Raw genomic sequence first — 23,007 nt, 5'->3', positions numbered from 1 at the left:
AATAGGTAAGTTTTGCCAGAAATAAAGCCTTACCCGCGATTTTCCTAAGCTGCCACCGTAAAGCGATTTTTGCCAGCACGCTTAGATTGGTATAGCGCTGTGTCGGCAGACTCCATTAATGATTTCACATCTAAGGCAATAAGCTTATTTTGATGATGATATGCCACGCCCAAACTCGCCGTTACACTAAAATCTGCGCCTTCTTTAGTGGTAAACCGGTGACTTCTGATATTTTCAAGGATTCGCTTGGCTATTTCTTTGGCTTGCAAAAGTGTGGTGCGGGGAAGGGCGATAATAAACTCGTCTCCCCCAATACGTGCAATAACGTCATTCGTACGTAGCGTGTTTGCCGCAGTTTGTGCCACGGTTTTAATGACTTCATCGCCTACGTGATGACCAAGGTTGTCGTTAATGTGTTTGAAGTTATCAATGTCGAAAGAAATAAGCGCCAACCCCACGTGATTAGGGCTTAAATTAACTAGATTATGCTCAAAATAATCAAAGAAGTAACGCCGATTGTGTAAGCCAGTAAGATCGTCTCGAATAGAAAGGGCTAGTAGCTTTCTTGAGTTTTTGTATTGGAAAACCACAAAAATAAGTAACAAAGCAAAGATTACTACTACGCCTACTAGCATCATATTTTTCTGCCGTACTTTAAGCGATTGCTCCCTTGCTGTTGCCGCTTGAAGTTGTGTTTGTTGCCTTAACAGTGCAATTTCTTTGTCTTTACGCTCGGCTTCCATTGTGGCTTGTACTTGGGTGACATACTCTGAATTGTTTAAACGCTGCAATTCAAGAAAGTCTTTGTAATACCTATGAATAAGTTCAAATGCCTGTTCAAAGCGATGGTCTTTAAATGCGACTAAACCAGCAATGTAATCAAGCTCTAAGTGCCACTGGGTATTGTGCAACGCTTTTAAACCGTTAAAGATAGTGCGCGCTTTCGATAAATCTTGTTTTGCCGCGGCTAAGTTATCAAGAGCTAGATTGCATAAGGCCCTTTTTTTATAAAGTTCTGCGTAGTAATCGATGGGCCCCGATAAGCTCAGCGCATTATCTATGGCACTAATAGCAACGTTGCACTCTCCTTTTTCTGCCAATGTCATGGCGCGGCCATAATGCAGGTAGAACTTTTCACCGTGCTCACTAGAAAAATCCAGCGCTATTTCGTAACGGTCGAAGTAGGAAAGTGCATCATTCCAATTCTCTAGTTTCCGGTTAACAATGGCTAACCCCAACAAGGTACTGGCCACAAGGGGTTGGTAGCCAATTGACTCGAAGAAGACAAGGGCGCCTTCGTAATATTCAATGGCTTTTGTGTAATTGCCTAAGTAGTTGTAGGTGTCGCCTAAACTCTCTTCTAACAACCCATTAAAAAATTGGTTGTTTAAAATAACGAGATTTTTATAAGCATCTTGCAGTATAAGGGTGGCGCGGTAGTAGTCGCCAGAAAGTGCAAATACGTAACCTAATTCTCTAATGGCGAGCACGTAAACCGTACTGTTCGTATCCTCTTTGGCGACTTCAACAGCATATTTCAGTGCGTCGATAGCGCCTGAAATATTGCCCTTAAGGTGCAATCTGCTTCCCCTTAAATAATACCACAGCGCATTTTGCTCGTTCGTCATTACATCGGCAAACGGTGCGACAGCAACAAGGGTGGCGTCCATTTCTTTGTAAAGGGCTAATACGCTTTCGGACTGCGCTTTTCGCAACAAAAGCCAAACTTTGCCTTCATCGCTGAAGTTATTTGATTGTGCTAACGTGGCTAATTTGCGATAGGTTTGTTGAGGGTGTAGAAAAATAGCCTCTTCAAAATGAGGCAATGCATTCTCACTAATTGTGCCTAGTGTAGTGTCAGAAACGGACGCAGAAGTAGTGGCGGACACAGGAATAGAAAGGCTAACCAGCAACCCCAAAGCGGCGAAAAGTATCAATAAACAGGTACGTCTATGTACTACAGCCACAAAAAGCCCTCCGAATGGCTACAACCTTGCTCAATTAACTGCGCTAAATTAACCTGCAAACAAGCACTAGGTTAGTATGAAAAGTGCTCCGAGTGAAGCGACATTTCTGCTTATTTTGTAAAGACTAAGGTTTGCCAACTTACCTCTTGGCGGTGCAGTTTGTCGCTTGAGGCGAAGTTATGGATTAAGGTTAAGCCACAGGATTTTGCGAACTCGATGGTATCACTTTCGTTCAGCGGATTTGCCACACGCTCGTCATCAAATTCACCGTGTCGTAAGGTAATCACTAAGTGCCCTTCGGCAACAAGCAATTGGCTGCATCGTTGTAAGCTTTGTTGTTGCTGAACGTGGGTCAAGTGCATCCAAACAGCACTAATTAAAATTAACCCATAGTGTTGTTTCTTCTGAGATGTCAGCAAGGGCAGGGTATCTTTAATCCACGTCACGGACTCTCCCGTGAAGGCAATGCCCGACTGCATTAACGCGCTTGCAGGCTCAATAGCGGTAACGTGATTTCCCATATCGGCCAACGCTTTTGCGTCTCTGCCTGCCCCCGCACCTATGTCTAATATATTGGTATGGGTTAGCGACGGTATATGTGACAACCAATCGCCATGTACACTCTCAAATGTCACGCTAGTGTATTGTGAAGCAAGTTTTGAAGCATGCTGATGGTAAAACGCGATGTGTTTATTGTACTTCATGGTTTTAGCTGTTCTTTTGAAATGAGTTTAACCACTTGGCTAAAATCGCCAAGGGCATTTGACGCCTGCTCTGTCCAATGCCAAAACAAGGGCACGCCTAATTGTTTGCTAGGAAATAGCGAGATGAGCTGGCTCGATGCGACTTCTTGCTTAACTTGTAATGTTGGCAATAACGCCCACGCTACGCCTTCTATGGCCATTTTTGCAAACCCATGAGACGACGGATACCAATGGCATGTGGTTAGCGATGGCGCAAAGTCTAAACATTCACGCTGGTAATCGGTGAGTAGGGTGGCATCAAATTCGTCATAAAGTAAGCCCGGTGTGCCCATTACCCGCTCGGGGCTTACGTCATTTTGAAGATAACGTTGAATAAAGCTAGGTGATGCGTAGAGTTGATAATTCATGGTACCCAGCCTTACTGATTGTCCTCCGGTAATAGGAGTGCCTGTTTGGCTAATGCAGGCCATGACTTTACCCTGCTGCAACAGAGTGCGGGTTTGGGTTTGATCGGCATTATAAATATGTACGGGGTTAGCGCGCATTTCGCTAAATCTTGCCATCACCTCAGTAAACCAGGTAGCCAACACATCGTTGTTTACGGCCACACTTAGTGGCGAAACCTGATCCGCCGCCCCGCTACGTGTGGTTAACTGCTCTTCTAACACACTTACTTTTTGCACGTGAGACAAGAGTTGTTCACCAAGTGGCGTGGCTTTTAACGGTTTCATACGCACTAAAACCGGCCCGCCCACTTGTTGTTCTAGTCGCTTTATCTTTTGTGATACTGCCGACTGAGTTAGGTTGAGCGCTTGTGCGCCGCGCTCAAAACTGCCGTAACGAAGCACTTCGCGAAAACTGTGTAGGGCAGCATAATCAAGCATGATGAAAGCGGGTACTCTTTTTAAAATAGATATCTTTAAGGCTATTAATTAAATTAATATCAAAGAAAAATTATTAATTTAATTTAGTTCAAAAGGGTAGCTAAAATCAACGCCTCTTATTCATTCATTTCAATTTTTGGGGTTTAGTTCATGTTTGCGGCAGCGTTGAGTGGTTTTGTGATGGGCGGCACCCTAATAATTGCCGTTGGTGCACAAAATAGTTTTTTAATCGAACAGTCTTTGAAACGTCAATGGACAGGGTTGTTCGTACTGCTGTTTATAGTGAGCGATGCCATTTCTATAAGTTTAGGCGCAATGGGGTTCGGGTTACTGCTACAACAATATCCATTGTTGGTATCAGTCACTAAGTGGGCCGGCGTTGCCTTTCTTTTATGGTTTGCATTTAACAAGCTTAAGGCTTCTATGGCTGAAGATGCGCTAGTGCTTGAAATGTCAAAGAAGCAAACGTCGTTTAAGCGTGCGTTCCTGATTGCTATGGCGGTAACGTGGTTGAATCCTCATTTTTACTTAGATACGCTGTTATTGATGGGGAATTTAGCCAGCCAGTGGCAACTGGATAAATGGTGGTTTGTCTTCGGTGCAATTTGGGCATCTATCATATGGTTTGTTGGGCTAAGTACCCTCACCGCTAAATTCGCGCACTATATGCAGCGCCCGTCGTTTTGGCGTTGGTTCAACCGCTTGAACGCAGCCGTACTAGGGGCGGTAAGCATTCAATTGGCTAGCTTGTAGTAAAAGGTCAATAGTGAACGTTGTTCGATGAACAGCCAATGGCAACAAGGAGAGGTAAATGAGCTGGGTTTATTTGATTGTGGCTGGCTTATTAGAAATAGGATGGCCGGTGGGGTTAAAGCTGTCCCAAGAAGCTGAAACCCGCGTGATGGGTATACTGTTAGCGATAGGGTTTATGGCGGCCAGTGGTTTTTGTTTGTGGATGGCGCAAAAAAATATTCCTATAGGTACCGCATACGCCGTGTGGACTGGCATAGGTGCGGCGGGTACGTTTTTAGTTGGGGTTGTTTTTTATGGCGATCCTACTTCTATCGCACGCTACTTTGGCGCAGCCTTAATCGTGGCAGGCGTTGTGGTATTGAAATTAGCCCACTAAAAAATGTGGCGTATAAAAAAGCTCAGGTATTTCCTGAGCTTTTTGTTTATTGTCTAACTGTGGGTATTAGTTAGCGTTTAACTGAGCGCGAAGTTCAGTTAAAAAGATATCAATGCGTTCGGCGTTTTTACCTAAATCGCTTTTTCCGACCCGAGATTTACTGCGGATATCTACAAGGGTGTTATCGTCTTTGGCTTTTAGGCGAATAACCACATCATCCTTAAATCCAAACCATTGGGTGATGTCAGTCGCTTCTAATGTATAGGGCAATGCGCCATCAGACACACGCTCCCAGCCTAGTGCGTCAATAGTTTGTTCACTAGCTGCAAAGACTTCATCAATACTCTGCGCCAATAATTGGGTTCTAATTTCAGGGTAAGCATCTATTTGCTGGCGTGTTACCTCACCACCCTCGTAAGTAATAGGGTTGGGCGCATTTTCACGTAGCGGCGCAATAGCCACAAACGCCGGAGGGTTGGTCACATCGGTAGTAATATCGTGAATAGGCGGTACGGTACTGGCTTTGCCCATCATGCTAACAGGCATGGCGACGGCAATTAACGCTAATATAGCGAAAACAAACGTACTGCCCCAGCTGACGCTTTTACGTTTTATTAGTACTTGTAGAATGATAAGTATAATGGCTGCGCCACCCACGTATACGCCGTAGCGCAGAGAGGTAAATGCGGTGCCTAAATCAACGCCTGCGTATTGATATAGCGGGCCCGGTAATACCACCATTAAAAATCCAATAATGCTGGTCAGTGCAATGAGTGCTTTCAAGGGAGCTCCTAGTTATTATTGTTGCTTTGTATAACATAACTTTAACAGTCATTTGGCCCTTTTGGTTCAAATTTTCCACTAAATTTGTGGGCAAGGTTTTCGATGCGTTACAAAAATCATATCCAGCAGTGAAATGACGAAGGTGTAAGAAGCCCTGGCGCGCTTTTAGGTAAGGGGAATTAAGCAACCTCTGCTATGCTATAAGCTGATACGAACATGAGGTTTACCATGGGGAATGCCCAAGAAATACCTTCTTTTAACGCGACGAATGCGCAGAAAGTGGAAGTGTTGTTAGACATACTTTCCACAAAAAAAGCAGAGTTTGAAGAAGGGATGACAGAGTATGCGCTAATTTCGCAACTTAAGTCGCCACCCTATCAGTTGTTTAATGACAACGCGCTGCGCGATTCCCTCGCTTTGTTTAATACCCACTTCATCTTGTTTCATGCCCTATATTTACTTAGAAACCTCTGGCGTGATGCTCTGGTGGGCGAGCTAGATATTCATACTACACGCATAGTTCTACTGCCCTTGAAAGCTAGCAGACAAGACGACTTTGTGAGTAACACTACTCCATTAGATAAAAACGATCCGCTAGCAGAGTACTACCTTAACTGGCAAAACTTGGCCAGTACTGGCGAAGCCGATGTAGACGCCTTATTGAATGGCTTTTGGCAGCGAATGCTGGGGGCTGAGTCCATTTTTGATTCCAAAGAGCGTATTGCGCAATGTCACACGTTACTCAATTTAGATGAGGCCATACCCATCACGTTAATAACACTTAAGAGACACTACAGAAAGCAGTTAGCAACAGTGCACCCAGACAAAGGGGGCAGCCACGAAGCAGCGCAAAATGTTATTTCGGCGTACCAAGCTTTATTGCGGTATTACGGGCTCTAATGCCAAAAGTTGAATGAAAAGCGTGTTTTACACCCTTAGGTCAGCACTGTAGTATAAAAATACTGCAACTGACCGATAAGATCAGCGCCTTCAACTCCCTTTACTTTTAATCTTTAGTATAAGCGCACACAATATAAAACTTGTGTCAGATATGTCATGAATATGGTGACCCATTATTCATACTGGCCGATGAGTAACCCTTTCGTCACAGTAAATTGTTGCTTTACTGCAAGTTCACGCTGCATTTGAAGCATACGATCTCATTCGTCCAGTTGATGTGATCGGGCTGAGTAATGGCAAGGTATTTATAACTCGGCGTATGGAAGTTACCAAAGTTAATACAGGCCCAAAATTTAAGTTTACCGGTTAAACGCTCTCGTTTGCCGGTAATCGTTAGTTTTTAATTTCGAGAAATTATTATGAAACGCGTTTTTTATGTCATCACTACCCTAGCTTTGTTGGTAGGTGCGATTGGGTGTTCGTCTGAGTCTGAACAGGCGGGTGCAGGGCAGCAAGCCATGCCGCCACAGTCCGTGTCAGTGCTTACTATTGCACGCCAAGCGGTAACCCATGAAATGATCCTTCCTGGAAGGGTTACGCCGTCTCGCCAATCGCAAGTACGTCCTCAGGTTGATGGGGTGATTACAGAGCGTTTGTTTGAAGAAGGTGCACAGGTTGAAAAAGGCCAGCAACTTTATCAAATCGATGATGCGCGTTATCGTGCTCAATTAAACAGCACCATTGCTGATGTTAAAAGTGCCGAAGCGAATTTAAAAACCTTAGAAGCCAAAGCCCGCCGCTATGATGATCTAATTAAACAGAATGCCATCAGTCGCCAAGAATACGACGATGTCATCGCGCAAAAGGAACAAGCACAAGCAGCGATTAGCGTTGCTGAAGCGGCGGTAGATTTAGCACGAGTGAACTTAGGCTATACCAAGGTGTATGCGCCAATTAGCGGCCGTATCAGTCGCTCGTTTGTGACGGAAGGTACGCTAGCGACCACAAACCAAACGCAGCAACTTGCCACTATTACGCAGTTAAACCCTATCTTTATTGATATGCAGGAGTCGGGTCGGGCCATACTTACCCTTCGTCAAGCCATGCAAGAACAAGGCTCTATGCCTGTTGAGCTAACACTGGATGAAGCCACAGGTAAAAAATACGAACACACAGGTAGCGTGAAGTTTTCAGAAGTTACCGTAGATGAAAGTACCGGTTCAGTAGCGCTTCGCGCCGAAATGCCAAACCCAGATGGGTTGTTGTTACCCGGTTTATTCGTGAAAGGCCATGTTATTACTGGTACCGAACAAGCGTTATTGGTGCCTCAGCGCGCCACTATGCGTCAACAAGACGGTTCATTGTCAGTATATGTGGTGAACAGTAATGACGAAGTAGAGGCTCGAGCACTAAAAACTAGCGACATCTACAAAGACCAATATATTGCCACTTCGGGTATTAAAGAAGGCGATAGACTTATTGTTTCTGGTTACCAAAAAGTGAAACCTGGCAGTAAAGTAAACACCAGCGAGTGGCAGACAACGTCACGCGGCTCACGTTAAGATAGGATTAGTTTACTATGGCTCGCTTTTTTATCGACAGACCCGTCTTCGCGTGGGTACTTGCAATTATTACGATGATGGCAGGGGTACTTGCCATTTATACCCTGCCTATTGAGCAATACCCTAAAGTTGCGCCACCCACGGTGACGATTTCTGCGACTTACCCTGGGGCTTCAGCGGAAACCGTTGAAAACTCAGTCACGCAGGTGGTTGAGCAAAACTTATCAGGCATAGATAACTTACGTTATTTCTCTGCCAGTAGCTCAAACAGCAGTATGTCTATCAGCCTCACATTTGAGCCGGGTACCGACCCAGATATTGCGCAAGTTCAAACCCAAAATAAAGTGCAATCGGCACTCCCATTGCTGCCGGCACAGGTGCAGCAACAAGGTGTTACTGTCGCAAAATCAAACTCAGCATTTTCGTTAGCCATTGGTTTTTATGACGAAACGGGGCAAATGAGCCAGTACGACTTAAGCGATTTGTTGGTTTCTCAATTTCGCGATTCAGTCTCCCGTGTTAATGGCGTAGGGAGCGTGCGGGTATTTGGTGCCCAGCGCTCAATGCGAATTTGGTTAGATCCAGACAAACTATACAGCTACAACCTAACACCGGTAGATGTCCAAGCCGCGGTTGAGGTGCAAAATACCGATGTATCTGCTGGGCAACTCGGGGGCTTACCTGCCATTCAAGGCCAGCAAATTAACGCCACTATTCAAGCTCAATCACGTTTACAAACCGTAGATGATTTCGAAAGCATTGTGCTGCGGGTAAATACTGATGGTTCTCAAGTTCGAGTACGCGATGTCGCGCGGGTTGAGCTAGGTGCTGAAAGCTACGATGTAATCGTTCGTTACGACCGTCATCCTGCCTCGGGTATGGCTATTAGCTTAGCGTCAGGTGCGAACGCGCTTGATACTATCAATGCGGTAAAGCAGCGTGTTGAAGAGCTACGAGTCAACCTACCAGACAGCGTAAAAGTGGTTTATCCGGTTGATGCTTCACCCTTTATCGAATTGTCGATTGAGTCAGTGGTGCACACGCTGATTGAAGCCGTGGTACTGGTTTTCTTCGTCATGCTGCTATTTTTGCAGAATTGGCGTGCTACCCTTATTCCTACTATCGCGGTTCCGGTGGTGTTACTAGGTACCTTTGCGGTGCTACTGGCATTTGGTTACAGCATTAACGTATTAACTATGTTTGCCATGGTGCTAGCCATTGGTTTGCTTGTGGACGACGCTATTGTCGTGGTTGAAAACGTTGAACGTATTATGGAAGAAGAGGGCTTACCGCCCGCTGAAGCCACTAAAAAATCCATGACACAAATTACTGGTGCGCTAGTAGGTATTGCCGCGGTATTATCGACGGTATTTATTCCTATGGCCTTTTTCAGTGGATCTGCTGGGGCTATTTATCGCCAGTTCTCAATTACTATCGTGTCTGCCATGGGCTTCTCGGTATTGGTGGCAATTATATTGTCACCTTCATTGTGTGCCACGCTGCTAAAACAACACGATCCTGAACATAACAAAGACAAAGGCTTCTTTGGTTGGTTTAACCGCACATTCAACAAAGGCCGCGATCGCTATCAGCGTACCACCACCCACATGGCGAAACGTGCTAAGCGTTACTTTGCGGTATACGGTATTCTAGTGGCAGGAATGGCGTATATTTTCGCCCAATTACCTGGTGCATTCTTACCCGATGAAGACCAAGGCCGCCTAATGGTGCTAATTAGTACGCCTCCTGGTGCAACTGCTGGGCGTACCTTAGAGTCGGTCAAAAAGGCAGAAGACTTTTTCTTAGACCAAGAGCAAGGTGCGGTTAACGGCTTGTTTACGGTAGTAGGTTTTAGTTTTGCTGGCCAAGCTCAAAATGCCGGTATGGGTTTTGTAAACTTGAATGACTGGAGCGTGCGAGACGAAAGCGACTCAGCATTTGCACTGGTAGGCCGCGCCTTTGGCGCATTTAGTCAAATTGAAGATGCTTCTGCATTTCCTATTGTGCCTCCGCCTATTATGGAATTAGGTAACGCGACAGGCTTTGATATGCAGCTTGTGGATCGCGGAAGTAATGGTCACGTGGCATTGATGAATGCCCGCAATCAATTGTTAGGCATGGCCGCGCAAAACCCTAAACTTGCCGGTGTTCGCCCTAACGGATTAAGCGACGTGCCTCAGTTTAAGGTGAATATAGACAGTGAAAAAGCATCTGCGCTGGGGTTAAACCTAAGTGAAATAAACAGTGCACTGCAAATTGCGTGGGGCTCAAGTTACGTTAACGACTTTATTGATAAAGGCCGGATAAAACGGGTTTATATGCAAGCGGATGCAAAATATCGCATGTCGCCAGACGATTTAGACAAGTGGTTTGTGCGTAACGCCGACGGTGACATGGTGGCCTTCAGCACCTTTGCATCTACTCAGTGGGTGTATGGTTCGCCCAAACTTGAGCGTTTTAACGGTATCTCATCGGTTAACATTCAAGGTAGCCCCGCTGAAGGTGTTTCATCCGGTGAAGCCATGGAAGAAATGGAGAAGCTAGTTGCTCAATTGCCTGCTGGTTATGCTATTGAGTGGGCTGGTTTATCTTTTGAAGAACAACAAGCTGGCTCGCAAGCGCCTATGTTGTATGCTATTTCTATACTCATCGTATTTTTATGCCTAGCAGCATTATATGAGAGTTGGTCTGTACCATTTGCAGTCATGCTGGTGGTACCTTTGGGTATATTAGGTTCGGTAACGGCAGCGTTTTTATTCAATTTACCAAACGATGTTTACCTACAAGTTGCGTTTTTGACCACAGTGGGTCTGGCGGCGAAAAATGCCATTCTCATTGTAGAGTTCGCAAAAGACCAATATGAAGAAGGCATTGATTTAATGACGGCGGTATCAAATGCGGCTTCTCAGCGTTTTCGCCCCATATTAATGACATCTATGGCGTTTATACTCGGAGTAACACCGCTGGCAATGGCTAGCGGTGCAGGTTCAGCAAGCCAAAACGCAATAGGTATTGCGGTGATGGGGGGCATGTTTGCTGCCACCTTCTTAGCCATTTTCTTTGTACCTATGTTCTACGTGATGGTTGAAAAGCTGTTTCATAAACAAGATAAATAATTTAGACGTTGAGGTTTTACGATGACAACTGTCATTTTTTCTCATGGAAAAGAAAGTGGCCCTTGGGGCAGTAAGATCACTACATTGTCTAACGTGGCTAGCGATGTTGGCTTTAATGTTATTAGTGTGGATTACCAAGATTTAGCTTCGCCAGAAGATCGCATTACCCGATTGGTTGATACGGTAGAAGAGCAAGGCGATGAAGTTATCCTGGTAGGATCTAGTATGGGCGGTTACGTGTCTTTAGTGGCTGCTGAGCGTGTGTCTGCACGGGGTTTGTTCTTACTAGCGCCGGCGCTGTATATGCCAAGCTACGAAGTGCAAGAATATAACTACACCGGAAAAACGAGTGTAATCCACGGCTGGAATGATGATGTCATTCCAGTTAGCCATAGTATTGATTATGCGAAGCTGCGTAATTCTCAGTTGTTACTACTAGAGGACGGCCACAGATTGTCGAACAGCATGTTTGCGATATCGCCTTTCTTTCGCAATTGGTTGCATCCGTTTACACTGAACTAACGGAAGCTTTGCTGCTGTAACGTTTTTCCTGTTGTCTTACCAGCTTGGTAACGCACAACAGGAAAAATGTGTCATTATAGCGGTACAGATTAGCGGGAATAAGGCCGAGGGGATGGCAATAGATTTACCGTCTGAACCAGATTGGAAAGCGCTGATAAAATCGGGCTGTCGATTATTTGTTGGGGGCAATGCATCAGTACCTTATGCACTGATTCAGCACTTAATTGATAATAGCGATGGCTTTAGCGATATTGAGTTAGTACACATGCTTGCACTTGGCGATACGCGCTGGGTAAAAGAAGAGTATAAAAATCTATTTAAAGCCAATACCTTTTTTATTGGTGGCCAAGCGATGCGGCAAGCTGTTGATGAAGGCCGAGCCGACTACACTCCTGTTTTCCTCTCTGAAATTTCAAGTTTGTTTAGTGATGGCACGCTGTCTTTAGATGCCGCGTTGGTAAATGTAAGCCCCCCTGATGAATTTGGCTATTGCTCCTTAGGAGCGGCGGTTGATATTGCCATGTCGGCAGCGCGTCAAAGTAAATACGTAATTGCACAAATCAACCCGCAAGTTCCCCGTACTGCAGGTCATTCCTATATTCACTTAAGTGAAATTACCGCATGTATTGAAGCAAACGAACCTTTAGTTGAAGTTATGCCGCCACCTATTGATAGCGTGGCCGAACGTATCGGGCAGTACGTTTCCATGTTGGTTGATGATGGCGCTACCTTGCAATTCGGTATTGGTAAAATTCCAAGTGCCACCCTTAAATACCTGTGCCATCACAAAGATTTAGGTATTCACAGCGAAATGCTTACCGACAGTATTATTGAGCTGTTAGCATCAGGTGCGGTTACCAATAAGAAAAAAACCTTCCACCCAGGCAAGGTGGTAACCAGTTTCGCTATTGGTACCCGTAAGCTCTACGATTTAATCGATAACAACCCGCATATTGAATTTTACCCTAGCAGTTATGTGAACAAGCCTACCAATGTTGCCAAAAACGACAATATGGTGGCTATTAATAGTGCGTTGGAAGTGGATTTAACGGGGCAGGTGGTTGCCGATTCGCTGGGATACGATTTTTATAGTGGTATTGGGGGGCAGGTCGATTTTGTAACAGGCGCATCTATTAGCAAAGGTGGTAAAGCCATTATTGCGCTGCCATCAACGGCTAAAAATGAAACCATATCTCGCATTACGCCACGTCTTGCTGAAGGGGCTGGGGTAGTAACCTCGCGGGGGAATGTGCAATATGTTGTTACCGAATACGGCATTGCCTCTCTTAAAGGTAAAAGTATTCGTGAGCGAGCGCTAGAGCTTATTCGAGTAGCGCACCCAAAATTCAGATCTCAGCTATTAGAAGAAGTCAGGCAGCATTATTGGGTGCCACATTACCAAGAAAAGTACCCGACAGATATCCCAGAACTAGGCGCTATTCAGCTTAAGCGGCTGAATATACAAGGCGAAAAGTTTTATATGCGCCCGCTGAATCCCGCTGATGAGCGCCGGTTACAGGAGTTCTTTTATTCACATACCAAAGAAACCCTGCGTCTTCGCTACAACTACGACCCAAAACAAATGTCCAGAGAGAAGTCGTGTAACTTGGTGAGTGTGGATCAAACCTCTGACGTGGCGTTATGTATAGTGCGCCAAGAAGGGTCTCGAATTACCATTCATGCAGTAGGCCGATTTTATTACAACGCCAGCAATAACTCCTGTGAAGTGGCGTTTGTTACCCGAGAAACGCAGCAGGGTAAAGGTATGGCAAGCCGCTTGTTGAACGAGCTTATTCGTATAGCGAAAGCCCGTGAAATAAACCAAATGGTGGCCTATGTCAGGGGAGAAAATACCCCCATGATCACAATCTTTGAACAAATGCAGTTTAAGCGGCTTTTTACCGGTGATCCCAGTGACGTTGAATTGGTATTAAACGTGAGTGAGTTACCATGACCATTCGAATTTATCGCACAAAACATGGCGTTAAACATGACTTAGGCCCAGAACACCCTGAGTCGCCAGACAGGCTATACGCAATAGACGATCAGCTATTAGCGTCAGGTTTAGAAATGGTGTGTGAGCACGCCGACGCAAAGCCTATCGCTGAGGCTTACCTTACCTTGGCACATAGCCCAGAGTACGTAAAAAGTGTACTTTCCCGTGCGCAGCACCTGTCTGCAGCTGCAAAAGCTCATCCCGATGCAAATCATAAGGACAGCAACCCAGTTACTTGGTTAGATGATGATACCGGCATGATGGAATACACGTTGCCCGCCGCATTGGAATCGGCAGGAGCAGGTTGTAATGCCGTTGACTGGGCCATGCAGGGCGACGATAGGCAGGCTTTTTGTTTGGCTCGCCCGCCTGGGCATCATGCTACCTACGATGGCTCAATGGGTTTTTGCCTATTTAATAATGTGGCCATTGCTGCACGCTATGCACTACAAAACTATCAACTCTCCCGTGTGGCTATTATCGATTTCGATGTGCATCACGGCAATGGGACTGAAAATATTATCGCAGGAGATCAGCGCATCATGATGTGCTCTAGTTTTCAGCATCCGTTTTACCCTCATAGCGGTGCGCCTGTGTCAGCAAGTAATATTTTATCTGTACCTATTGAAGCGGGCTCTACCGGCGAGGTGTTTCGAGAAAAAGTATCCCATTGGTTTAATGCACTAGAGAACTTTCAGCCCGAGCTTATATTTATATCGGCAGGATTTGATGGTCATGCTGAAGATCCTATGGCGCACCTTCGCCTTACTGAAGATGATTATTTTTGGGTGAGTCAGCGGATCAGGCGTGTTGCTGATAGTTGCTGTAACGGTCGTGTGGTGAGTACGCTTGAGGGTGGGTACGATTTAAGTGCGCTTGGGCGCAGCGTCGTGGCACATTTGAAAGGGTTATCCCATCCCTAACGCTGCGAGCTGCAAAAACACCCATCGGCTTCGGTTTTTACCACGGCATTTATGTGAGACGAACTTGATGCATATCCGCTAATTTCATCCACTAAATCTTTACCGGTGAAACAACCGTACCCCGTTGCGTAAGGCCCTAAATAGCGAAGGTTATATAGGGTGTCTACAACAATAAGTGCAGGTACCGAAGGCAATACAGTGGCGAGTTCTGGCACATTTTCAATGTCTAGCGTCAAGCCGCTGTAGCCTATTTTACCTAGCTTATTGAGCAGCTGGGTTTGATGAGAATCGGTAAGGGTGTCGCAGTAACAATTTTCCTGTGTACCCACATGAACAATACTGCCAGCAGGTACATTATAGTCTTTAAGCAGTGAAATTAAAGAAGCATCAAAGGTGGTGCTTGTTGATTGATGCAGCAAGGTGCCGTTGGGGTCGAACTCAGAAATCTGACGCTGGCTATAAAACAAAACAGCACTTAGTAAGCTGATTGCCCATACAAGCAGCAGCGTCCAACTTCCCTTTTTCGACATTACAGCTTAAAGCGACCTATGGCACCGCGCATTTTTTGTGAAATTTGAGACAAAATTTCCACTTCTGCTGACAGCGATTCCGCTGTGGCAAGTTCCTCAGAAGTCAGTTCACTTAATCGTGCCGTGCTTTCTGCTATAGAAGCTGAAGCGGTTTCCTGCTCAACGGCAGAGGTGGCAATTTCAGTCATGCTCTCACTGGCAAACTGAATTTGCGACATGATATCAGACATAGCTTGCGTGGCAGTATCAGCCGATAGTACCGCTTCATCAACGAGTTGAATGCAGGTTTGCATCTGGTCTACCGAACTTGCTGTTTGACTCACTAATTGTTCGGTTACAGAGGTAATTTGGTCGGCACTTTCTTTTGAACGAATGGCCAAGGTACGCACTTCATCAGCAACCACAGCAAACCCTCTGCCGTGCTCACCAGCACGTGCCGACTCGATGGCCGCGTTAAGCGCCAGTAAGTTAGTTTGCTCTGCCACTGAGGTAATGGCGCGCATAGCTTCTGAAATGTGTGAACATTGTTCGTTTAGTGCAGTGTTAGTTTTTGCAGCATTATTTAACGTATTACGCAGCGAATCTATGGTCCGGCTGGTAGATACTATAGAGTCACGAGTTGAACCTGAAGAGGCCTCTGCCGCAGACGCTTTGTCGCTAGCGCGGGTTGTTTGTTCAGCAGACATTTGCATGGTTTGCGCAATTTCTTCAGATGAAGCAGACACCATGGCAATTTCTTGGTCGGTATTACGACTAATTTCAAACATACTGCTAGCTGCTGTTTCCATTTTTTCACAGCCTTTAACCACTTCATTCATAAGTGAAGACGCTAAAGCAACCAAATCTTTAACTTGATCAATAAGTTCACCAAATGGACGAAGTATTTCGTTTTCTCGCTCAAAGGATACAGATAAATCTATTTGCCCTTCAGATTTTTGCATATTTTCAATCGCAATACGCAGCTGGGCTGCTCCGGCACCTTCTTGATGAGCTTGTTTGGCCATGTACATCAAAACGCCACCTTCCGCTAACGCAAAAGCGGCATGCATCAACAATATAGGGAACGTTAAATCACCTTCTTGGAATATGAATACAGGAACACCTTGGGTTGCCAGAATATAAAAACTGATATGATGTACAGCAACCACGGCAGTCGCTGTTGCAATCACCTTCCAGTCTCTAAAGTAGGAAAGAAACGCCAGTGTGACGAATATTTCAAAATGCATTTCAATAAGCCCGAAGGTTTGATGAATATGCAACGCTGTGAGTAATTGTATACCTATAGCAACAGCATGCCTACTTACTACCGCTTGTGGCTGTTGCAGGCTGAAATATAAGGGCAAAATGGCAATAGGAATGCCTAGTACCGCGGCAGTGATAATATCGCCAGTTACGAAGCCAATGATGAAAGAAATCACTAATTGAATCAGTATTACTACTCGAAAGATCTTGTGTCCTTCTAGTATCCACGGGTACTGCATGGTTTTCTCCACTGAAGCGGTTTGCCTAAGTGTAGGCAAGAAATGCTAAGAGTGCTATTTTGACAAATCATACGAATTAAAAATTTTAAATCTATTAGTCTTTGTACTAATACATTGAATATTAATTATTTTTAATAAATATTAAAGGTTCATTATGCCCTTATTAAAGCCACCTTTTCCACAACATAGCCACCAACATGCAGATGCTCAGCACCCCCATCCCAAGCATTAAGTAAACAAAGGCATTCGCAGAGTCAGTGCCCGGTAATCCGCCAACGTTCATGCCGAACACACCCGTTAAAAAAGACAGAGGCAAGAAAATAGCAGTTACCATAGACAAGACGTACATGCGCACCCCTTGTTGCTCCGCTATGCGGTTTCGCAACTCGTCTTGAAGTACAATTGCTCTTTCACGTAATAAGTCCATATCTTCCACATACCGGCTCATGCGATCGGTTTGCTCTCGCAGTTCAAAACTCTGATTTTGGGACAACGCATCGGGCAAACGAAGTAGGGCATCTAAGGCATCACGTTGTGGCGCAAGGTAGCGCCTAATAGATGCGGCTTGGCGTCTTACGATAGATAAATTTTGCCTATCTTCCTTTCGAAGTTGTTCACGGGTCTCAAACCCTACTAAGCTCTCGTCCATCTCATCAACGGTGTCCAAAATGGTATCAGCGACTTTCGTGATCATGTTCAACAAGAGGGCCGATGGGCTCATTGGCACCTGTTCAGATGCAATTTCATCCCGCAGGTTCTGAATGGAGGCTAATCGCCTGTTTTTACGACGAGCACTAATAATAATATCTTTGTTATACCATGTACGTAGCGACACCATATCTTCTGGGTCGGCATCGGGATTTTTATTAATGCCTCGCAAATACACCAAGGTACCCTGATGCAGGCTCATGGCTCTAGGCCTTGTTTCTAAAGCAAGTAAGCTGTCTATAACCGTGTGGTGTAAGCCACTAAATTGTAACAAGGTGCCAGCGTCTTCAGCATCTGACTGTACATGTAACCAAAGGTAATCATCACTAGACGAACATTGTGCTAATGCGTCGGGAATGGCTTTCGCGTCAATGGCTTTAACTTCACCATTGGAAGATAGTAAATAAGCCCATAATAAGGCTTGAGGCGGTGAGGCTGCGTGCATATTACCCATTACCATCAAAAAAGTTACCTCATACTACGCAGAGATAAAGCCGCTTGCCATCTAAAAAAAAAAGCGCTTAGATGAAACTAAGCGCGTTTACTATTTTATCTTTCACGGTTTTGGGTTCGTTTCACTTTCGGCGTTGACCGATGTTGCGACATAGCCGAACGGTTAGACGAAGAACGATTACTTCTAACATCTGTTTTTGCGCGTTTCACATGTGTAGAAGCACGCTGCTGATACTTCTGCCCTGATACCCGATTACTGTCTCTTTTTACGGTTTTAGTTGTGGTTACCGTGCGCGTTGTTGTGCGACTTTTAGGCTCCACATGCTGACGTGCGTTTTTAACGCTGCGAGGCGCAGTAACCTGCCTGTTATTGCCGTTTACGTTCCGTGCAGTGTGTTCTTTAACGTGGTTCTTTTTAACCTGGCGATCCTTAAGCTGGCTTTCGCGCAACTTATTCGACGACTTATTGCTAGGTGATTGGGCATGCAGCGGTGTTTGCTGGCGCACAATATTTCTATTCACTGTTTTGGTATGAATCACCTTATTGTGACTCACCTTAGTAACGGCTCGCTCGTTGCTTCTTACTTTCACTGAACGAGTGGCGCTATATCGTCTAGGTGCACTGTGCACAACGCGGTTAGAGTAGCGAGCTCTGCGATGGTCAGCACTATGTTGCCAGCGCTGATAACCTTTACTGTATACACGTTTTTTAGGTGTGCCTCTGTAATAGTGTCGTACAGGCTCTCTGTGGATCACTACATGGCGGTTGCTCCATCGAATACCGCCAAAATAGAAGAAGGTTGAAAGCCTAACTTGCGGTGCCCAAAAGAAATTTCCGTGGTGACGGTAACTAACCCTATGATGCCAGTGCACAGGCGCAATGGCATGAGACCAAAGTCCGAATACAACAAGCGGGTCGTAGTAAGGCACGTAAACCACATCTCTATGGCGAGGGGCAATAACAATCACGCTTCGATCTATACCAGCTTCTCTTTCTAGCTCACGTTCAACTTCAAGGTAATCATTCGATTGTAAGTTACCGGTGTTGAGGGCGTGTTGGCGAAGCAACTGTACTCTATCAAGTACACGGGCTTCACTAATTAGTACATTATCACCAAGTTGCTGTAACCAGTTTAGATCTTCGGCCATGCTGTGCAGAATATCGGTAAATGCAGCCAAGGCTTTTACACTCGGATCCCACGTAACAGGTTCTAGCGCTTGCTCTACTTGTAAGGGAGTAAGATGTAAATTGCTTTGGCGCCACCTGTCGGCCGCGACTACATCAAGAGGGTAAGTGGCTGCAATCATAATATGAGTAAGCAAGGTGTCGGGGTAGAGTGCAATGGGCGCAAGTAAGCTATCTAGCTCAGCATCTGAGTACTGATAGTTATCTACCCTAGTTTCTGGTTCAACCGATGCCGACGCTAGCATGGGGAATGAGGTAGACAGGGTTCCCATGGCAACGAGTAAAGCTAAAGTCAGTTTTTTCATACGTTCTCCTTACATTACTCTGCACGGGAGCGCTTAAACTAAGCACTTTTACAGGCAATGTCACAAAGTCTGTATGTGTTATACCGCTTCTGGTATTAACGTAACCTGAACCAACCTGAATTATTGTCATTCAGGTTGGAATAGATTGAATGGCGAGGCGACTTACTTGAAAGAGTGGGGGTCGAATGCGTGACCAAGCTTTTCGGTCTTGGTTTTAATGTAGTTTTTATTGTCTTCTGTAATACCATGGTCGATAGGCTTACGTGCCACCACGTCAATGCCTAACGATTTTAAGGCCGCTAGCTTCTTGGGATTATTGGTCATCAACTCAACGCGATGTACGCCCAAGGTATCAAGCATTAGCTTACAAATATCATAGCTACGTAAGTCGGCATCAAAACCTAAATGCTCATTGGCTTCAACCGTATCCATGCCGCTATCTTGTAAATTATAAGCGCGAATTTTGTTCAGTAACCCAATACCACGACCTTCCTGACGAAGATAAAGTAATACACCGAAACCATTTTCGGCTATGTTCTGCATGGCTTTTTCTAATTGAAAGCCACAGTCGCAACGGGTGCTGAAAAGGGCATCTCCCGTTAGACACTCAGAATGAATGCGGATAGGGACTACATCGTTTTCTTTCCATTCACCATAGGAAAGCGCCACGTGCTCCTGTCCACTGGTTTCAACGAAACCATGGATTTTAAAATTACCATGACGAGTGGGTAATTTGGCGGAACTGACGTATTCGTATTTAGGTTGTTTGCTGCTCATGTTACTTCTACACCTGGATCATAAGCGTTATGTGGGGATGTTCTTGCCTTTTACAAGGGCTTGAGACAGGTACGGCTCCCCATTCATTAATCCGCGAATGTTACAATATACCCCTTTTAAAGTGTAGTAATACCATAGCCTAATCGGTTTTAGGTTATAACGGTTTAAAGTCGTCAAGCAGCGCAGGCTCGGCTACACCATACCCTTGGGCGAAATCAATGCCCATATTACCTAGCTGCGTCATAGTGGCATCAGACTCTACAAACTCACCTACGGTCTGCATTCCTAGGGCTTTCGCAACATCTTTAATGGAAGACACCATAGCGACATCAACAGGATCTGCTCGCATGTCTTTAATGAAGGTACCGTCAATTTTGACAATATCCACAGGAAGGTGTTTCAGATAGCCATAAGACGCAAACCCTCTGCCAAAATCGTCTAACGCAAATGAACAGCCTAAACGATTGAAGGTACGCATGAAGTCGATGGTGTATTCCATCTTGATAATGGCGACAGACTCAATCATCTCGAAGCAAATTTTATCGTAAGGAATGTTGTAACGTTCAAACGCGTTTAACACGAAAAGTTTGAAGTCTCTGTCGGCTAAGGAGTGGCAGTTTAAATTAATACTACAGCGCTTGAGTTCAGCCAAATGCTCAGGGTGCTCATTTAGCCAGCTAAAGGTATTAACAATAACCCACTTATCTATTTTAACGTTCATCTCGAAGCGTTCAGCGGTAGGTAGAAATGCGGCGGGCTCTACAATGCGTCCATCGGTCTCTTTCATACGCAAAAGCACTTCATAATAGTGACCGTCATTGGGTCGGCTTAATGGTCTAAGGGGCTGGTAGTAAAGTAGGAATCTGTCTTCCGATAACGCCGACTGAATGCTGTTTACCCAATCAAGCTCATTTTGGTAGCGCAGCATGCTTTCATCGTCTTTGCTGTACTTGTGAATTTGATTACGGCCCTGATCTTTTGCGTAATAACAGGCGGCATCGGCCATGCAGATGTATTGCTCTGCACTGGCGTCGGGGTCGGTACACACTACCATGCCAATGCTAACCCCTAGGCTAAATATGCGGTTTTCCCATGAAAAGCGGTAAGCCTGAACGGCATTTAACAATGTGGTTGCCTGCAAGTAAGCTTGTTCTTCCGGCTGATTTTCAAAAATAACGCCAAATTCATCGCCGGTGATCCGTGCCAGCATTGCCTCATTAGGAAGTGATTTTTCTAGCAAGTGAGCAATATCTTTAATAAGCGCATCGCCGGCTTTGTGGCCAGAGGTGTCATTGACAATTTTAAAGCGATCTAAATCGAGATAAAGCACGCACGGCGGAATGGGGGAATTTTCGCTTAGCCTAGCGGTCAGAGTAGTTTCAAACTGACGTCTATTATAAACCCCAGTTAGCGAGTCGTGGGTTGCCATAAATTGTAGGCTAGAGTCTGACTGCTTTTTCTCGGTAACGTCGATAATAGAGCCATATAAAAAGCTACCACTGTCATTTTCTCGTACCTGACAAGATATAGAAAACCAGAAAGCACTGCCGTTGGCGCGCATTCCCTTAATTTCGCGTGCCGCAACCTGGCCGCTATGAAGTAGCTCTCCTACCAGTACGTCACGGTCTTCCGCATTAGCGTAAAACTGCTTGGTGTTTTTCACTTGTGCTAACATTTTTGCTTCATCGGTATAGCCAAAAAGGGCACACATGGCAGGGTTAACTGTTTTTAACTCTCCGTCTAGCGTAGAGGTGTATAGGCCTTCACTAGAATTTCGAAATAAATCATAAAAGTGATGAAGGCTACTAATAGTGGCTTCACTTTCAGACAATTGCAGCCTGCTTGCGTTCTGCTCTTTTAATTCAACGGCAAACCCGATGCAAAGAAGAGACAAGGTCAGTAGGGTTAGAATAATCATGACAATGGGCGCGGTATAAAAGACATCGTCGAAGGCGATTTTAACGAACACAGCATAAAGCATGAATACGAACACCCAGGCGAAGGCGAACAGCCTGCTTGATGCTATGTTTTGTTTATCCTTAAAAATGAAGGCTAAGGCAATATGGTAAGCAGCGATAAACGGGCTGGCGGCAAAAAGAATGCGGGTCGCGTCGTATGCGCTCGTTGCCACTGCTGCGATAGCCATGCCAATAGGGAGTGCAAAGGTCAGTAGCCTTAGCACCAATGGAATGGGTGAAAATAAACTATGGGTCACTTTAGCGAGCGTCACAAAGCCAAGGCTAATGAGTACGGCAAAGGTTATCTCACTCGCGTTAGTTAAAGAAGGCCACGTCGCAAGCCCGCCTTGCGCCATAAATAACAGCGCAAATAAAACAAAATTGGTTACCGCCAACCAGAAACGAGCCGGGGTGCGCTGATATAGGTAAGACAGCAGGAAGTAGCCAGTTAATACCGTAAGCATACCCATCACGATGCCAAGTAGAATAAGCAAGGTTTCATCGTATTGTTGAATTGCTTGTTTTTCCCATAGTGAGATTGGGAAATAGCGAAGACCATCGTCATACACACCAATAACAAGCCGGACATTTTCTTGTGGCGTCAGTGAAAAGCTTAAGCGGATGGCAGAGAAAGGTTTCTTTAATGAAAAATCCCCTTTACCTGCTTGGTAGCGGTAAGACTTAATGATTCGAGCATTACCATCAAGCAAGTAAATTTGAAGGTCGTTAATATTAAGCCTGTCTATATTTAGCACTAGGGGAATAGTGCTAAATCCGTCGTTTCTCAATTCATTAGAAATCCAGAGTCGACTATTATTCCTATCAAGCGGAATGCTGCTGGTTAAGGGGCTAGAAGGGTGGAGTACATCTAAATACGTCATTGATTTGTGCGCGACAAAAAACGAACTGCTTTCGTTAATGGTGGCAACATGAAAAGACTGGTCAATGGTAAGCTCTGACGCAACAGCCGAATTTTGGATGGCGTCGCTTAACGCCCAAGTAGATAAGGTGATACAAGCAACGAAGAATGCCAACATTCCTTTTCTTGTGAATGGCATAGCTACCTTATTAACGTAAATTCTCAAAGATCAGTAAACTAATAGTAACGGAAGATTCTGATTTT

Annotated in this window: 18 protein-coding genes; 8 read left to right on the top strand and 10 right to left on the bottom strand. The window is 45.1% G+C overall.

The window, feature by feature from the left end:
* Window positions 1–44: 44 nt before the first annotated feature.
* The 3 genes from JKP82_RS03250 to JKP82_RS03240 all read right to left on the bottom strand — a co-directional run bounded on the left by JKP82_RS03250 (window position 45) and on the right by JKP82_RS03240 (window position 3,555).
* Window positions 45–1,967, bottom strand: coding sequence for a tetratricopeptide repeat-containing diguanylate cyclase (locus tag JKP82_RS03250; protein ID WP_159527973.1), 1,923 nt, complete (start codon window positions 1,965–1,967; stop codon window positions 45–47).
* Window positions 1,968–2,077: 110 nt separating this feature from the next.
* A complete protein-coding gene (locus JKP82_RS03245) occupies window positions 2,078–2,671 on the bottom strand; it encodes a class I SAM-dependent methyltransferase (protein WP_159527974.1) in 594 nt (197 codons plus the stop codon).
* Window positions 2,668–3,555, bottom strand: coding sequence for an ArgP/LysG family DNA-binding transcriptional regulator (locus JKP82_RS03240; RefSeq protein ID WP_159527975.1), 888 nt, complete (start codon window positions 3,553–3,555; stop codon window positions 2,668–2,670). The genes JKP82_RS03245 and JKP82_RS03240 overlap by 4 nt, the downstream gene beginning before the upstream one ends.
* 150 nt (window positions 3,556–3,705) lie before the next feature.
* Between JKP82_RS03240 and JKP82_RS03235 the strand changes: the two genes are divergently transcribed.
* Together JKP82_RS03235 and JKP82_RS03230 are read left to right on the top strand one after the other, a co-directional pair.
* Window positions 3,706–4,308 (top strand): LysE/ArgO family amino acid transporter, encoded by a 603-nt coding sequence (locus JKP82_RS03235; protein ID WP_159527976.1) that lies wholly within the window; start codon window positions 3,706–3,708, stop codon window positions 4,306–4,308.
* 58 nt (window positions 4,309–4,366) lie between these two features.
* Window positions 4,367–4,684 carry a DMT family transporter gene (locus JKP82_RS03230; RefSeq protein ID WP_057794753.1) on the top strand — a complete coding sequence of 106 codons (318 nt, stop codon included), beginning with the start codon at window positions 4,367–4,369 and terminating at the stop codon, window positions 4,682–4,684.
* A 66-nt stretch (window positions 4,685–4,750) separates the two neighbouring features.
* Here the strand turns inward: JKP82_RS03230 and JKP82_RS03225 are convergent, their stop codons facing one another.
* Window positions 4,751–5,467 (bottom strand): DUF1499 domain-containing protein, encoded by a 717-nt coding sequence (locus tag JKP82_RS03225; RefSeq protein WP_159527977.1) that lies wholly within the window; start codon window positions 5,465–5,467, stop codon window positions 4,751–4,753.
* Window positions 5,468–5,683: 216 nt separating this feature from the next.
* On the opposite strand from JKP82_RS03225, the gene JKP82_RS03220 reads away from it, so the two are divergent.
* From JKP82_RS03220 to JKP82_RS03195, 6 genes are all read left to right on the top strand, one after another.
* The gene (locus JKP82_RS03220; protein ID WP_232370550.1) at window positions 5,684–6,367 is read left to right on the top strand and encodes a DNA-J related domain-containing protein; all 684 of its coding nucleotides are present in this window, start codon (window positions 5,684–5,686) and stop codon (window positions 6,365–6,367) included.
* Window positions 6,368–6,786: 419 nt separating this feature from the next.
* Complete coding sequence (locus tag JKP82_RS03215) at window positions 6,787–7,929, top strand: efflux RND transporter periplasmic adaptor subunit (RefSeq protein ID WP_159527978.1); 1,143 nt, start codon at window positions 6,787–6,789, stop codon at window positions 7,927–7,929.
* Window positions 7,930–7,946: 17 nt separating this feature from the next.
* Window positions 7,947–11,045 (top strand): efflux RND transporter permease subunit, encoded by a 3,099-nt coding sequence (locus JKP82_RS03210; RefSeq protein WP_218395837.1) that lies wholly within the window; start codon window positions 7,947–7,949, stop codon window positions 11,043–11,045.
* Window positions 11,046–11,066: 21 nt separating this feature from the next.
* Complete coding sequence (locus tag JKP82_RS03205; protein WP_159527980.1) at window positions 11,067–11,567, top strand: alpha/beta hydrolase; 501 nt, start codon at window positions 11,067–11,069, stop codon at window positions 11,565–11,567.
* Between the two features lie 112 nt (window positions 11,568–11,679).
* Window positions 11,680–13,521, top strand: a complete 1,842-nt coding sequence (locus tag JKP82_RS03200) for a bifunctional acetyl-CoA hydrolase/transferase family protein/GNAT family N-acetyltransferase (protein ID WP_159527981.1) — start codon at window positions 11,680–11,682, stop codon at window positions 13,519–13,521.
* Complete coding sequence (locus JKP82_RS03195) at window positions 13,518–14,486, top strand: histone deacetylase family protein (RefSeq protein ID WP_159527982.1); 969 nt, start codon at window positions 13,518–13,520, stop codon at window positions 14,484–14,486. The genes JKP82_RS03200 and JKP82_RS03195 overlap by 4 nt, the downstream gene beginning before the upstream one ends.
* Here JKP82_RS03195 and JKP82_RS03190 read toward each other — a convergent pair.
* From JKP82_RS03190 to JKP82_RS03165, 6 genes are all read right to left on the bottom strand, one after another.
* Entirely contained in the window at window positions 14,483–15,016 is a 534-nt protein-coding gene (locus JKP82_RS03190; protein ID WP_218395835.1) for a DUF6436 domain-containing protein, read from the bottom strand. The two genes, JKP82_RS03195 and JKP82_RS03190, sit on opposite strands and share 4 nt — an antisense overlap.
* Window positions 15,016–16,497 (bottom strand): methyl-accepting chemotaxis protein, encoded by a 1,482-nt coding sequence (locus JKP82_RS03185; RefSeq protein ID WP_218395833.1) that lies wholly within the window; start codon window positions 16,495–16,497, stop codon window positions 15,016–15,018. The genes JKP82_RS03190 and JKP82_RS03185 overlap by 1 nt, the downstream gene beginning before the upstream one ends.
* Before the next feature lie 163 nt (window positions 16,498–16,660).
* A complete protein-coding gene (locus JKP82_RS03180) occupies window positions 16,661–17,650 on the bottom strand; it encodes a zinc transporter ZntB (protein ID WP_159527985.1) in 990 nt (329 codons plus the stop codon).
* A 104-nt stretch (window positions 17,651–17,754) separates the two neighbouring features.
* Window positions 17,755–19,149, bottom strand: a complete 1,395-nt coding sequence (locus JKP82_RS03175; protein WP_218395831.1) for a DUF3300 domain-containing protein — start codon at window positions 19,147–19,149, stop codon at window positions 17,755–17,757.
* A gap of 162 nt (window positions 19,150–19,311) precedes the next feature.
* Complete coding sequence (gene ribA / locus JKP82_RS03170; RefSeq protein WP_159527987.1) at window positions 19,312–19,926, bottom strand: GTP cyclohydrolase II; 615 nt, start codon at window positions 19,924–19,926, stop codon at window positions 19,312–19,314.
* Between the two features lie 154 nt (window positions 19,927–20,080).
* Window positions 20,081–22,942 (bottom strand): EAL domain-containing protein, encoded by a 2,862-nt coding sequence (locus JKP82_RS03165; RefSeq protein WP_258544321.1) that lies wholly within the window; start codon window positions 22,940–22,942, stop codon window positions 20,081–20,083.
* Between the last annotated feature and the right edge of the window lie 65 nt (window positions 22,943–23,007).

Source organism: Alteromonas lipotrueae, assembly GCF_019249215.1.
GTDB lineage: Bacteria > Pseudomonadota > Gammaproteobacteria > Enterobacterales > Alteromonadaceae > Alteromonas > Alteromonas lipotrueae.
This window is presented reverse-complemented; position numbering and strand designations above follow the sequence as displayed.

Coding starts and splice junctions, on each gene's coding strand:
- JKP82_RS03210 (WP_218395837.1), top strand. CDS start 7,947: ATGGCTCGCTTTTTTATCGACAGACCCGTCTTCGCGTGGGTACTTGCA.
- JKP82_RS03185 (WP_218395833.1), bottom strand. CDS start 16,497: ATGCAGTACCCGTGGATACTAGAAGGACACAAGATCTTTCGAGTAGTA.
- JKP82_RS03195 (WP_159527982.1), top strand. CDS start 13,518: ATGACCATTCGAATTTATCGCACAAAACATGGCGTTAAACATGACTTA.
- JKP82_RS03205 (WP_159527980.1), top strand. CDS start 11,067: ATGACAACTGTCATTTTTTCTCATGGAAAAGAAAGTGGCCCTTGGGGC.
- JKP82_RS03235 (WP_159527976.1), top strand. CDS start 3,706: ATGTTTGCGGCAGCGTTGAGTGGTTTTGTGATGGGCGGCACCCTAATA.
- JKP82_RS03230 (WP_057794753.1), top strand. CDS start 4,367: ATGAGCTGGGTTTATTTGATTGTGGCTGGCTTATTAGAAATAGGATGG.
- JKP82_RS03180 (WP_159527985.1), bottom strand. CDS start 17,650: ATGCACGCAGCCTCACCGCCTCAAGCCTTATTATGGGCTTATTTACTA.
- ribA (WP_159527987.1), bottom strand. CDS start 19,926: ATGAGCAGCAAACAACCTAAATACGAATACGTCAGTTCCGCCAAATTA.
- JKP82_RS03190 (WP_218395835.1), bottom strand. CDS start 15,016: ATGTCGAAAAAGGGAAGTTGGACGCTGCTGCTTGTATGGGCAATCAGC.
- JKP82_RS03220 (WP_232370550.1), top strand. CDS start 5,684: ATGAGGTTTACCATGGGGAATGCCCAAGAAATACCTTCTTTTAACGCG.
- JKP82_RS03165 (WP_258544321.1), bottom strand. CDS start 22,942: ATGCCATTCACAAGAAAAGGAATGTTGGCATTCTTCGTTGCTTGTATC.
- JKP82_RS03245 (WP_159527974.1), bottom strand. CDS start 2,671: ATGAAGTACAATAAACACATCGCGTTTTACCATCAGCATGCTTCAAAA.
- JKP82_RS03175 (WP_218395831.1), bottom strand. CDS start 19,149: ATGAAAAAACTGACTTTAGCTTTACTCGTTGCCATGGGAACCCTGTCT.
- JKP82_RS03215 (WP_159527978.1), top strand. CDS start 6,787: ATGAAACGCGTTTTTTATGTCATCACTACCCTAGCTTTGTTGGTAGGT.
- JKP82_RS03200 (WP_159527981.1), top strand. CDS start 11,680: ATGGCAATAGATTTACCGTCTGAACCAGATTGGAAAGCGCTGATAAAA.
- JKP82_RS03240 (WP_159527975.1), bottom strand. CDS start 3,555: ATGCTTGATTATGCTGCCCTACACAGTTTTCGCGAAGTGCTTCGTTAC.